Genomic DNA, 11,835 nt, shown 5'->3' with positions numbered 1-11,835 from the left:
CGCTCCCCCTGTTTTTTTAGAAAACCATTTCCTTTATGACCCTGCTCTAAACAAAAAAGAGAAGGTTTCCCCTCCTCTTTTATCTATCCAGCTGAGACGGATAAAGCGTCATGCCTCCGTCGACGAAAAGTGTCGTTCCGGTCACGTAACTCGCTTCTTCCGACGCCATCCATGCGGCGGCCGCGGCGACTTCTTCCGGTTTGCCGAAGGCGTTCATCGGAATTTTTTTCAGCTGGGCTTGCTTATGTGTTTCATCTTCCAGATCCTTATTGGACTCCGTGGCGATCGTGCCGGGAGCGATGGCATTCACCCGGATGCCTTTGTCTGCGTAATTAAGCGCCATCGTTTCCGTCATCATTTTGATCCCGCCTTTGGATGCCGAGTACTGCACGTTTTCAGGGCGGGGTATTTGCTGATGAACGCTCGATATGTTTAAGACCGTTCCTTTTTTGCCGCGCTCGAGCATATGTTTCAGTGCCGCTTTCGCCCCCAAAAAGGTGCCGGTCACATTGACGTCGATGACCCTTTGCCAATCCTCCAGGCTCATTTCATGGGGCATCGCTTCGGTCCCGTTAAAGCCGGAATTGTTGACCATCACGTCCACACCCCCGAAATGCTCCTGCGCGGCATGAAACAGCGCCTGAATCCCTTCTTCTGAGGATACATCGGCTTTTACGGTGACGGCTCGGCCTCCCGCTTTCTCAATGATGTCCGCCGCTTCTTCCGCTCCGGCGGAATCACCGAGGTAATTCACAACCACATTCATCCGCTCCTTGCCGAAGCGTTCGGCAATGGCCTTTCCGATTCCTTTCGAAGAACCTGTTACGATTGCTGTTTTTCCCTGTAAATCCTGATACATTGTCTCTTTTCCTCCCTGATGTTAATACAGAGCATGTACCCGGTTTTAATCAGCTGAAAACAAAAGAGATCATAAAAAGAACGATGAAACCGAAGCTCCCTCGTTCTTTTTTTCATTATGCGTAGTTGTTCATTTGCAGCCTTTTTTGCACGCCGACAAGCCTGCTGAAAAAATAAGCTGCCGCTTTGTAGTTCTCCCGTTGATGAAAGAAATGAGCCGCGTCCTGAAGCAGTTCCTCTGTGTCAGCCAACAGCTCTTTTGATTCCAGAATGTCAAAATACTCTTTGAGCGAATCCTGTCCGCCTTCCCCCTGATAAAGCTCTTTAATCAGACGGAATTTCGTCAGATAGATCTCATCTTCCCATTCCGCCGCGCTTCTCATGCCCCGCGCGCAGCTGGCGGCGGCTTCACTGTATTTTTCCGTTTTAAAGTAGATATGCGTGAGTGAAAAAACAGCCTGGATGACCTGCCGGAAGCTGTGTGCTTCAAATCCGGCGGCCGCCCGTTCAAAATCCTCCGCCGCCTTGCAAAAGTCACCCAGACTGTACATACAGTGCCCGATATTATAATAGGCCGCAGCAATCATATATTGATCATCAAGCCGCTCCGCGTGTTCCAAGGCGCATTCGAGGTATTCCAGCGCTTTTTTATGCTGCTGGGCGTCCATCAGATTTCCGGCAATGATAAATTTGCACTGCACCCTTCTCATTCCGTATAATTCATATTTCTTGTAAATATCAAGCGCCTGCCCCGCGTAATTCATCGAAAAGAAAGTCTGCTTGATATGATAGTACACCTCAGAAATTTTATACAGAAACTCGGCTTTCTCTATGTCATCTTCCACATATTCAAGCTTTTCCTCAGCCCGCTTATAATGAGAAATCGCTGAGATGAAGTTTTTCTGCTTAAATTCATACATTCCCCTGAAATAGTAAAAATAATATTCCAGTAAGCCGGTCAGCTTTTGCTGGTTCATCTCAATCTCAGTGAGCATTTCAGAGAACGGAGGCTGGCAGTCGCCGTCTTTCATGGGTTTTAATTTATCCAGCATGATGCGGTGCCGAAATTCCATCAATGAAAAATACAACAATAAATCCTGGTTCTCTTCCATATCTTCGAGTTCATATTGAATCTCCCGCTTCAGCGCTTCAGCTTTATCGGCTTCAAACGCGCGGATCAGCTTATACCATTCATTCATCTTTACGGCCACTTCTTCAGATGGAATCTTGGATTTCATAGATTTGCCTCCTTCCTCCGGCTACTAATTATGTTATATTTTATCATAGCAAATTTATGGCAGTGAGCAAACAAAGATTTTAATCAATTAAAGAAAGAGAGAATTCACCATGAAACGACCAGTCAGAATTGCGCTGCTTTTGATCCTCTTCTTTTCCGCAGACCTATGTTTTTCCTATGTGCAGAAAGAATTGAGGCCGCAGACGGCATTACAAGATAGAGCCATTCCAAGCGCTCTTCATCCGCTCGTGAGGCAGAATGCGGAGCTATTGCAGACGGCCGCTCTGAAAAAAGGCATCACCGTCGTTATCACAGAGGGTTTCAGATCAATTGAGGAACAAAACGAATTGTACCGTCAAGGACGTTCAAAAAAAGGAAATATCGTCACCTACGCAAAAGGCGGGGAATCTTACCACAATTACGGCCTTGCGATCGACTTCGCCCTGCAAAAAAAGGATGGAAGCCTGATTTGGGATATGACGTACGACGGAAACCGAAACGGCACGCCCGATTGGCTTGAGGTCGTATCGATTGCCAAAACGCTCGGTTTTGATTGGGGAGGCGATTGGAGAGGCTTTAAAGATTATCCTCATTTACAAATGATCCCTGGCTAATAAAACCTTTTCTTTTTTCGCTTTTGCGCATCAATGTACGGAGGATAGACAGGCCTGTACACAAGCTTATATCCTTCATTGCCGGACGGCGTAAAATCGCGCTGCCACTCCAGCCGCAGATGGAAATCGGATAAAAAAGCGGCCTTTGCTTCTTCGGGAGTAACGGCCGGCACCGGATTGATCTTCTCCAGCTGCTCCGGGTCAATGTCAGGCGCCATGTAAGCTTCCACAAGCCCCGTTACGGGACTGACAAGAATTCTCGCAGCGCCGAACCGCAGCGGAATATCCTGATGCCATATGGAAAAATGGAAGCGGAACCTGCCCCTTCCGTCCGTTTTCAGCGGGTTCATTTTAAAAAACTCGTCCGCTCTCGGATAAAGCTTGTATAAAAATTGAAGCGCGACGGCCTCACACTCTTCCGCAGAATAAAAGGCCGGGCCCTGATGCTCAATAAAAGATTTAAAGGCTGTCATTTTCCCTGTCTTTTTGTCCGTTTTCATCTTCATTGTATTTTTGTTGCTGCTTTCAAAATAGCTTTCGATACTCAAATCTTTCCGTTCCGGAACCGACCCTTTCCGCCATGTCGTTCCGATCTCATCCCCGAGATCGCGCCGGCGCGTCTGAACCATATCCGCGGTAAACCCCATTAATTCATCCAGGCTGATTTCCCGTTTATGTTCAAACGCGGGAAGCGGTTTTGCCGGCTCATTCCTGTCTTCGCAAAGCTGCTGATCCGGCACGATATCATCTTCACCGGCCGGATAGCTGTAAGCCGGCAGAATCGGTTCATAGACGAGACGCGGTATTTTCTCAAAATTGACCACATCATAGACAAGACTGAATGTCAGCACACTCATATAATGCGAGACGACTTTTTCCCGATCGACGAATGTTTCCGGAACGGGCGCTTCACCCTTATCCCCGTAATAGATAAACTGCACGACGAAGCCGCTCCTGGTTACGTCAACGAAAAAACCTGAATCGGGAAGCGGCCGGCCGAGCACTTTTTTTGTATAGATAAATCGGATGCACCCATTGCGTTCTTCCCTCGCCTGAAAGGTGAAATTCATAAAAGTAAGCGGGCGGTGTCTCGCCGCAAACCGAAGAGCCGTCAGCTTTAATTCGGCTTCTGACAGCTGTATGTCTGAACTCGGACAGTCGTTGCGTGAATAAGTAAGCAAAGATCCGTCGTCGCCCAGCTCAATCGTGACCGTTTTATCCGGCTGGTTACGATTTTTCCAAATATAATAGGCTTTCGTTTTTTGTTTTTCATCATAATCTTCTATTTCAAGCTCATAGTGCGGCGGTATGTTCCCGATTTCCAGCGCTTTTTTTCTCAGATGTTCTTTCAGCAATGGGGTCATCCTTTCAGAAGAGTGTATAAAAAAGAACTGTTTTTTATTATATAAAAACGCCCTTATCCTTTTAAAGGGAAGAAAGTGCCTTTTATGTGTCTATTTTTAGCAAAGAGGGAAAAGAGCCGTATTCAGAGCGGCTCTTTTTCATACAAATGTCACACTCCCCGTGAAAGCCCCGGGACGAACGCCCATGACCTTCAGCCTATTAAACTCGTGATCGCTTCTCCCGTATGAGCCTCAATAAACCGCGGGAAAACCGGCTTGTATACGAGCCTGTACACTTTTCCGGAGCTGTCGTCATCGTAACAACGATCCCAAGCGAGCTCTGCTTTGATGGCCCGGCGGATCGCGTCCTTCGCCTCTCCCATTGTCAATGAAGGAACGGGATCGATTTCCTCGAGCTCTTTCGGATCAATTTCCGGCGGCATATATACAGTGACAAGACCCGTAATTTTGCTGACACAGATTCTCCCCTCTCCAAATCGCAAATCAACGCCGCCCGAACAAGCCTTATATGTAAGCCCTGCGTTTTCTCCTTCATCATCCGGTTCATCATATTGAACCCGGAAATACTGATCCGCTTCCGGAAACATGGCGAATAAAAAGCGGATGGCCATGTGATGGCATTCTTCCTCGGAAAACTCCGGTTCGCCTTCACTATGTATAAATGACATCACTCCGGCGAGCCGGCCCGATTCTTTATCATGCATTGTTTTCAATACATGTTCACTCCGCTCTTTGAACAGACTTTCTAAGCTTTTATCTTCCCGTACGGATTTTGTTTTTTCAGGACGCCAGGCAATGCCGATGCGGCCGTCTCCAAGATCGCTTTCCCTCTCTTTATAAAAACCGTCGTGCAGCCCGATCATGTCATTGATGCTCATCTTTTCCGCTTCAGGTGCAGGGCGTGAAATCGGGACATACGGCCGCGTGTCGTCTTCCAGTTCTTCATATTCGTCTATTTCTTCATTCTCTTCCTTCAGGTCGGCCGATATCGGCCGCGTCGGAGACACGATTTCATAGACGAGATGGGGCTTGTCATCCCCCTGCATATAGACGGACTGATGCAGGACGGTGAACAACAGCTCTGCTTCTATATGTTTGACAAAGTGAGCCAATGCTTCCCGCTTGTCCGCAATTGTCCCGGGCCTTACAAGATCATCGGCCTTCCCATGGTAAGAAAAACCGGTTACTTCCCCTGCCAAAGACAGGTCGACGTAAAACCCGGTCAGCGGAAGCGGCAGACCGTCAGCCATCTGAACATAGGAATATCTCACATCACCATCATTGGCGGAGCCGCAGTTTTCCAATTCGAACTCAGCCAATGCCCCAGGACGATGGGTTTCTAAAAACGCCCGCATCCGTTTTTCTATGTCCGATTCCGAAAGAGGCGGCAGATCAGTCTGGAAAGCCGGACGGGATAAGTATTTCAGTTTTCCGTCCCGGTCTAATTCGACCATGATGCCGGCTTCCGGGTCATTCTTATCTTCCCACCAAAACAGAACCTCATCTTCCTGGTATTCTTCCACATTACTCTCATAGCGGGCAGGTACGTTTCCGATTCGGAGAGCCAGCTGTTTCAACTCTTCTTTTTTCATCATAACACTTCCTTTTCTTCCAAAAAGATTGATGATTACCAAGACTCTTTTATACAAAACTAGTATAATTAACCTGTCCATCTTCATGACTATCGAATTAATCATTAACAACAGGGGGTAAACCAGATGTCCATCAAAAAAATGAGCGCCGTGTTTTTCATTCTGCTTCTCACGGCATTTACCGCCGCATGCAGCAGCGAAACGAGCGGCGGCCAGGAAAGCAGCACGGCGAAAGTGAAAATAAAAGAGACGGCATGGGCCGCTTCAGACGATACTGAACATCCGGCCGCGCTGAAAGTAACGGTCACCGTCAAAAATACGGGCAAAGACCCGCTTACCGTCAAAAGCAGCGACTTCTCGCTTTATCAGGATGACGCGAAAACAGCCAAAGCCGATAAGGAAGACTTGATGCAGAGCGGCACGCTTCATGCGGGTAAGACAGTGACGGGCAATCTGTACTTCACGGCTGACGAAGGCAAATCATATGAATTGGTATATCAGCCGCAGGCAAAAGACGCGAAGCCTTTATCTTATAAGCTCAAAGTCAAAGGCACAGCCTCAAAAGCAGTACCTGACCCGGCGGACGCATTATCCGCCTACATTGATGTGATGCTGTACGGCAAACACAATAAAGATTTCACCCGCCTGACCGGGGTAAATGAAAAAATGACGGCCGCCGCATATCAGGAATCGGCGAAAGCCAGCTTTATCACCTCAGCAGGCATTTCACAAGAACAGGCGGATCCAAAAGCCATTTCCGCTATTATTGACGCCATGTCATCAGCGCTGCGGGATAACACAGAGCTCAAGGTGCATACCAAATCCATGTCAGGCAAAAAAGCCGTCCTTGAAGCAAAAGTGACGCCGCTTGATATGTCTCCGCTTGCGGGCCAGCTGCAAGACCGCGTGCAAGACTATGCCGGAAAGCACCCTGATGCTGATGAAAATGAAATTGTCAGCCACCTGCTTTCTGTCTATCCGGAAGAGTTTATGCGCCTGAAACCGGCTTCTTCTTCCGTTACAAGAGAAATCGAGATGAAGAAAAACGCCCGCGGCCAGTGGTATCTGGATACAGACGCCGATCTGGAAGGATTGACAGAAGCGTTTTTGAAAACGTCCTGACAACAAGAAAGGAAATAGCGCAGGCTATTTCCTTTTTTGATTTTCACTTAAAGATGTCACTGATATATTGAACCTCATCCTCGGTTAACTGCACATGAAGCGCGTCCAGATTGTGTTTCAGCTGGTCGGGGCGTTTGGCTCCGGGAATGATCGCATCCACCGCCGGCTGCGACAGAAGCCATGCGAGTGCGATATGCGCTGTCTGCGCCCCTTTTTCCTCCGCAACGGCCCGAAGCTTATCCACTCGCTCCAGGTTTTGGCGAAAAGCTTCTCCCTGAAACGGCGGCCTGTTCTTTCGGCTGTCCTCAAAGACTGTGTCTTTTGTAAACTTTCCCGTCAGCAAGCCGGAAGCAAGCGGAAAATAAGGAATAAAGGAAATGCCGTTCTTTTCACAATCAGGCAGCAGATCATGCTCCGCCTCACGCTGAATCAGTGAATATTCCGATTGAAAAACCTCTAAATAGCCGTCCGCGTTAAACTCCTGCAATTGCCGGAAACTGAGATTGGAGGCGCCGATTGCTCTGATTTTCCCTTCGTCCTTCAGTTCTTTTAACGTGCCCGCCACTTCGGAGAGCGGTGTTTTGCCGTCAGGGAAGTGGACGTAATACAAATCAATCACGTCTGTTTTCAGCCGCTTCAGGCTGTTTTCCGCCTCACTCCGGAGAAATTCACGGCTGTTGTCCAGCTCGATTTGTCCATTGACTTCTTTATGCGCGCTTTTTGACGCAATCACGAGGCTGTCCCGCACGCCGCGCTCTGCGACAACTTCACCGATTAACTCTTCGGAACGTCCCAAACCGTATATAAACGCCGTATCAATAAAATTGACGCCGCCGTCCAACGCTGTGCGGATGAGTTCTTTTCCCGTTTCATCATTAAGATTCGGAAACAGATTATGTCCTCCGACCGCATTAGCGCCAAAGCCGATACGCTTTACCCGTAAATCCGTCCTGCCCAGCGTACGTGTCTCATCCATGGCTCAGGCTCCCTTCCTTTTATCGCTCTGTTTAGTATTAGATAACCGGTAAGAATTATCCTGCCTGAGAGCCTATCTATAGAAAAAACCTTGAAAAGCGTTTGCCCTTCAAGGTTTTTTTGCTGTGTATTAAGATGTCAGAGCTGCGGCGAAGCGTTCGGCTTCATCCGTGAGAGCACCCTCGATTTCCTTATAGCGGCTGGAAATCGTTGAGGCGCTGACGCCGTACTTCTTCGCCAGCTTCGCTTGAGAAACGGACGCGCCGTTCAGAGAAATGCTGTTCACGTAATATTCGACCGCCGCTGCGAAAGCTTCAGGCTTTCTGATCGTCGGTGTTTTTTTGACACAGAACGTTTTCCACAGATCAATTACGGCCGGAACCAGCTCAGCCGGGTATTCATCCCCGCTCAGGCCTTTTTCAATGGCGTCCGCCGTTTCCTTCTCCATGTCGTTCGCCCACTCTGTCTGTTTTTCTTCAGCAGCCTGCTCAGGCTCTTCCTCCGTTCCTAAAAGAGCGGCCAGCACAGTGTCGAAGTTTTCCTGCATAAAGCGCTCAGGCGATTTTCCTTCCGCAAGGGCCGGGGCAGCCGCCTTTTTCACTTTGCTGATCAAAGCTTCGGTCCGCTTCACAGGGAAGATCGTAAACTGCATGAAGAACTCCGCTTTTTCCGCTTCGTGGATCGGATAGCCGAGGATCAGGCTTCCCGCCGGCGGAAGATCCTGCTGGCTGACGTCCATTTCCACTTTGAATTGTTTCTTGGTCATCACATCTTCAAAGTGAATCATTCCTTCTTTCACATCTTCAAGAACCATAACGGCAGGTGTCATGCTTTTCCATGATTCAACGATTTCCCGTGTTTTCGGGCGGTTGATCCCGCCGGCTTTTTTCTGAAGATATTCTTCAAAAATCGTCTTGCCGCCTGCCAGCGGACGGAAGAAAATTCCCCAGATGCCGAGGTTGAAGACTCCGATGTCTTTTGTCTGTCTGTCCAGCTCCGTAATGAATGCGTGCTGGTTAATAAATGATGATATGCCGTCTCTATGTGCTGTAAAGGCGTACTCCATTAGGCTTTCCTGAATCTGTTTCGCTTCTTTTGCCGCGATGTCTGCCGGAATGGCAGCTTCTTTGCTTCCGCAGCATTTTTTATATTTCTTCCCGCTGCCGCATGGGCAAGGGGCATTTCTTTTCACTTTTCCCACAATAAACCCTCCGAATTCTGATATAACTTTATTATTTTAACAAAAATAACTTCAGAGGGCTTGGTTTACGGCGAAAAAAGAATATGGAAGAAAAAAAGACCCCGGGATATTCTCATTCTCCGGGGCTTTGAAACTGTTAATTTGTATTTTGTCCGCCGCCGTTCAGACCTTCTTTAATCAGCCCGTTTACTTGGCTGTTCATCAAAAGTCCGATGTGTCCGACACCGTGAATCTGCACGTTTTTCCCGCCGATCAGTCGTGACAGCGGGTTCAGGACGATTAAGTCCGCTGAGCTGTAAATCGATGTATATAAAATCTTTTGGTTCGGATCAGTCCCCGGAAGCGCCCGGTTGGTCACAAGGCCGTTCGCTCCGCCGAGTGTGACGACGTTTGCGATTTTGTCTCCGCCGTCAAGATTTTTAATGTAATAGAGCGTGTTGGCTCCGCCCATGCTGTGCGCGACGATATCGACTTTTTTCGCACCTGTTTCGCTGAGCACTTTTTTCACGTAATTGGATAGTCTCGGCGCATTGTGTCTGTTGTTTCCGGTTTTGTCTAAGAAATCAATGGCGTACATCTCTTTTCTTGACCAGCCTTGGGATGCCAAGTATGTTTTGATTCCCGCGAAGTTAAAGGATGCCCCGCCGATTCCGTGGACCATGACAACAGGGTTATGCCCTGAGGAGGCTTTCGATACGGTTGGCTGGAAGGCAAATACGGAAATGACGGACAGCATACAAACTGTAAGGATGACTAGAATTTTGTTTTTTATTTGTTTCATGAACTTTCCTCCTGCTATGTAATATTTTTGCAGTTTTCATTCTATTAGAGGAGAAAAGGAAAAAATAGTGTATTTTTTACTGTTTTAAACAATTTAAAAAGAGCGGAAAAATGAGAAAGACGCCCCTATCCCGAAAGCACGCTTATGCTTTAATACGGCATACCAAAAAAGGAGAGAACACCCGGTTCTCTTCTCCTAGTACTCATTGAAATAGGTTTGAATCCGCTTAGGGTCATGCGTTTTTGTCAGCGCAAGCATCAGAAGAATCCGCGCTTTTTGAGGGTTGAGAGAGTTAGAAGCTGTCAAATGGTCTTTTTCATAATCTCGATTAGGTGTTACCGTTCCGTTTCCCGTCCTTGTGGAGCGGACGACCGCCAGCCCGCTTTTGACCGACTTTACGGCGCCTTTTTGCGCCTCATCAGACATTGAGCCGTTTCCCGAGCCTGCAAAAATAATGCCTTGCGCTCCTGATTTTACGGCGGCTTCAAAGAGATAGCTTCCGTCATTTTGATAGCCGTATATAATATCGACCTGCGGCAATTTATCAAGTTTATCTATCTGGAAATCTGTATCCTTCGTATGCTTTCGGGTGATGACGTTATTAAAATAGACGTCATCAGCAATTGTTCCGATATAACCCATTTCTTCCGATTTAAAAGTGTCGGCCGCGGTTGTATTGGTTTTTGTCACATAACGCGCCGAAGCGATTCTGTCATTTAATACGACAAGCGCCCCCTTGCCTTTCGCATCAGGCGCAGCCGCTGTTTTTACAGCGCTATATAAGTTGGACGGCCCGTCCGCTCCGATTGCCGTGGACGGCCTCATTGACCCGGCGACAACAACGGGCTTGTCACTTTTGACCGTCAGATTGAGAAAGTAGGCGGTTTCCTCAAGTGTGTCTGTTCCATGTGTAATGACAATGCCGTCTGTATCATCAGACTTGAGCAGCTTGTTTACCCGTTTTGCAAGTTTCAGCAGTGTCTCGTTATTCATATTCTGGCTGCCGATATTCACAACCTGTTCTCCGCTCACATGCGCGATCTCTTTTATCTCCGGAACGGCCTGAATCAGGGCATCAACTCCAATTGCCCCCGCCGTGTACTCCGTAGCGGACGTCTTTGAAGGAGCAGCGCCTGCAATTGTGCCGCCGGTGGCAAGAATTTTAACATTCGGAAGTCCGTCTTTTTTCGCTGAGGCTGCGGCTGCCATCCGGGGCGGTGTTTCTTTCGCTTGAGGAGATTGGGAGCAGCCGGCCGCAATGAAGAGCAGAGCCGTGATAAATGTAATGAAGGGCATGAATTGTTTTTTCATTCTATTCTCTCCTTTTCTTTATTTATGAAGATTTTCCTCCCACCGGTCAACGCGCTTGTCAGGCAACCTTCCGAAGAAAATAACCGTTAAAAAACCTTGACACCGTCATGTGAAATCAAGATAATAGACCAGTCACTATATTTTAAATTTGTCAAAAATCAGTAAGGTGGGAACATTATGAGCTATGGAGATTCTCGTGAAAAAATCCTCGCCGCGGCAACCAGGCTGTTTCAGCTTCAGGGGTATTACGGCACGGGGCTGAATCAGATTATTAAAGAAAGCGGTGCGCCGAAAGGTTCTCTTTACTATCATTTTCCGGACGGCAAAGAGCAGCTCGCCATTGAGGCTGTCAATGAAATGAGCCATTATATCCGTATGAAAATAAAAGAAAGCCTTGATGCCTATCCTGATCCTGCGGAAAGCATTCAAGCGTTTTTACAGGACTTATCAAGCCAATTCACATGTCCGGAGAACTTTGAAGGGTTTCCTGTCGGTTTACTGGCTGCCGAGACGGCTTTAAAGAGCGAAAAGCTCCAGCAGGCCTGTCAAAGCGCTTATCAGGAATGGGAGAATCTGTTCGCGGGCAAATTGAGTTCAGCCGGTTTTTCTGATGAGAGAGCGGCGGAAATCAGCACTGTTTTAAATGCCATGATAGAAGGCGGCATCATTGTGTCCTTAGCCAAAAAAGACAAAATGCCGATCCTCCATATTTCTAAACAAATCCCGAACCTGCTGAAGACATAAAATACGAGAGACATGTACGTATAGAAAGAGAGGAGA

At 47.8% G+C, this 11,835-nt stretch carries 11 protein-coding genes; 3 read left to right on the top strand and 8 right to left on the bottom strand.

Going from position 1 to position 11,835, the window contains the following annotated elements; translation table 11 throughout:
* Nucleotides 1–79: 79 nt before the first annotated feature.
* Together OQ477_RS16860 and OQ477_RS16855 are read right to left on the bottom strand one after the other, a co-directional pair.
* Nucleotides 80–859 carry a glucose 1-dehydrogenase gene (locus OQ477_RS16860; protein ID WP_265973288.1) on the bottom strand — a complete coding sequence of 260 codons (780 nt, stop codon included), beginning with the start codon at nt 857–859 and terminating at the stop codon, nt 80–82.
* 115 nt (nt 860–974) lie between these two features.
* Nucleotides 975–2,096 (bottom strand): tetratricopeptide repeat protein, encoded by a 1,122-nt coding sequence (locus OQ477_RS16855; RefSeq protein ID WP_265973287.1) that lies wholly within the window; start codon nt 2,094–2,096, stop codon nt 975–977.
* Between the two features lie 109 nt (nt 2,097–2,205).
* On the opposite strand from OQ477_RS16855, the gene OQ477_RS16850 reads away from it, so the two are divergent.
* Complete coding sequence (locus OQ477_RS16850; RefSeq protein WP_032872745.1) at nt 2,206–2,709, top strand: M15 family metallopeptidase; 504 nt, start codon at nt 2,206–2,208, stop codon at nt 2,707–2,709.
* Here the strand turns inward: OQ477_RS16850 and OQ477_RS16845 are convergent.
* Nucleotides 2,706–4,064 carry a YcdB/YcdC domain-containing protein gene (locus OQ477_RS16845; protein WP_174737849.1) on the bottom strand — a complete coding sequence of 453 codons (1,359 nt, stop codon included), beginning with the start codon at nt 4,062–4,064 and terminating at the stop codon, nt 2,706–2,708. The genes OQ477_RS16850 and OQ477_RS16845 overlap by 4 nt on opposite strands.
* A gap of 200 nt (nt 4,065–4,264) precedes the next feature.
* The gene (locus OQ477_RS16840; protein WP_265973286.1) at nt 4,265–5,665 is read right to left on the bottom strand and encodes a YcdB/YcdC domain-containing protein; all 1,401 of its coding nucleotides are present in this window, start codon (nt 5,663–5,665) and stop codon (nt 4,265–4,267) included.
* Nucleotides 5,666–5,791: 126 nt separating this feature from the next.
* Here OQ477_RS16840 and OQ477_RS16835 point away from each other — a divergent pair, with 126 nt between their 5' ends.
* Nucleotides 5,792–6,787, top strand: coding sequence for a DUF5105 domain-containing protein (locus tag OQ477_RS16835; RefSeq protein ID WP_038456882.1), 996 nt, complete (start codon nt 5,792–5,794; stop codon nt 6,785–6,787).
* A 43-nt stretch (nt 6,788–6,830) separates the two neighbouring features.
* Here OQ477_RS16835 and OQ477_RS16830 read toward each other — a convergent pair whose 3' ends face one another.
* The 4 genes from OQ477_RS16830 to OQ477_RS16815 form a co-directional block, all read right to left on the bottom strand.
* Nucleotides 6,831–7,763 (bottom strand): aldo/keto reductase, encoded by a 933-nt coding sequence (locus OQ477_RS16830; RefSeq protein ID WP_265973284.1) that lies wholly within the window; start codon nt 7,761–7,763, stop codon nt 6,831–6,833.
* Between the two features lie 129 nt (nt 7,764–7,892).
* On the bottom strand, nt 7,893–8,963 hold the full coding sequence (locus OQ477_RS16825; protein WP_265973283.1) for a helix-turn-helix domain-containing protein: 1,071 nt from the start codon (nt 8,961–8,963) through the stop codon (nt 7,893–7,895).
* Between the two features lie 136 nt (nt 8,964–9,099).
* Nucleotides 9,100–9,744: an esterase/lipase family protein gene (locus OQ477_RS16820; protein ID WP_032872735.1), complete on the bottom strand. Its 645-nt coding sequence runs from the start codon at nt 9,742–9,744 to the stop codon at nt 9,100–9,102.
* A 195-nt stretch (nt 9,745–9,939) separates the two neighbouring features.
* Nucleotides 9,940–11,055: a type II asparaginase gene (locus OQ477_RS16815; protein WP_265973282.1), complete on the bottom strand. Its 1,116-nt coding sequence runs from the start codon at nt 11,053–11,055 to the stop codon at nt 9,940–9,942.
* A 177-nt stretch (nt 11,056–11,232) separates the two neighbouring features.
* Here OQ477_RS16815 and OQ477_RS16810 point away from each other — a divergent pair, with 177 nt between their 5' ends.
* Nucleotides 11,233–11,799 carry a TetR/AcrR family transcriptional regulator gene (locus OQ477_RS16810; RefSeq protein WP_265973281.1) on the top strand — a complete coding sequence of 189 codons (567 nt, stop codon included), beginning with the start codon at nt 11,233–11,235 and terminating at the stop codon, nt 11,797–11,799.
* The last annotated feature ends 36 nt before the right edge of the window (nt 11,800–11,835 follow it).

The sequence above is a fragment of the Bacillus sp. ChL18 genome, assembly GCF_026241425.1.
Taxonomy (GTDB): Bacteria; Bacillota; Bacilli; order Bacillales; family Bacillaceae; genus Bacillus; species Bacillus velezensis.
This window is presented reverse-complemented; position numbering and strand designations above follow the sequence as displayed.

What these genes read in the sequence shown, in the direction of transcription:
- OQ477_RS16840 (WP_265973286.1), bottom strand. Translation starts at nt 5,665, where the DNA reads ATGAAAAAAGAAGAGTTGAAACAGCTGGCTCTCCGAATCGGAAACGTA.
- OQ477_RS16835 (WP_038456882.1), top strand. Translation starts at nt 5,792, where the DNA reads ATGTCCATCAAAAAAATGAGCGCCGTGTTTTTCATTCTGCTTCTCACG.
- OQ477_RS16855 (WP_265973287.1), bottom strand. Translation starts at nt 2,096, where the DNA reads ATGAAATCCAAGATTCCATCTGAAGAAGTGGCCGTAAAGATGAATGAA.
- OQ477_RS16820 (WP_032872735.1), bottom strand. Translation starts at nt 9,744, where the DNA reads ATGAAACAAATAAAAAACAAAATTCTAGTCATCCTTACAGTTTGTATG.
- OQ477_RS16815 (WP_265973282.1), bottom strand. Translation starts at nt 11,055, where the DNA reads ATGAAAAAACAATTCATGCCCTTCATTACATTTATCACGGCTCTGCTC.
- OQ477_RS16830 (WP_265973284.1), bottom strand. Translation starts at nt 7,763, where the DNA reads ATGGATGAGACACGTACGCTGGGCAGGACGGATTTACGGGTAAAGCGT.
- OQ477_RS16860 (WP_265973288.1), bottom strand. Translation starts at nt 859, where the DNA reads ATGTATCAGGATTTACAGGGAAAAACAGCAATCGTAACAGGTTCTTCG.
- OQ477_RS16850 (WP_032872745.1), top strand. Translation starts at nt 2,206, where the DNA reads ATGAAACGACCAGTCAGAATTGCGCTGCTTTTGATCCTCTTCTTTTCC.
- OQ477_RS16810 (WP_265973281.1), top strand. Translation starts at nt 11,233, where the DNA reads ATGAGCTATGGAGATTCTCGTGAAAAAATCCTCGCCGCGGCAACCAGG.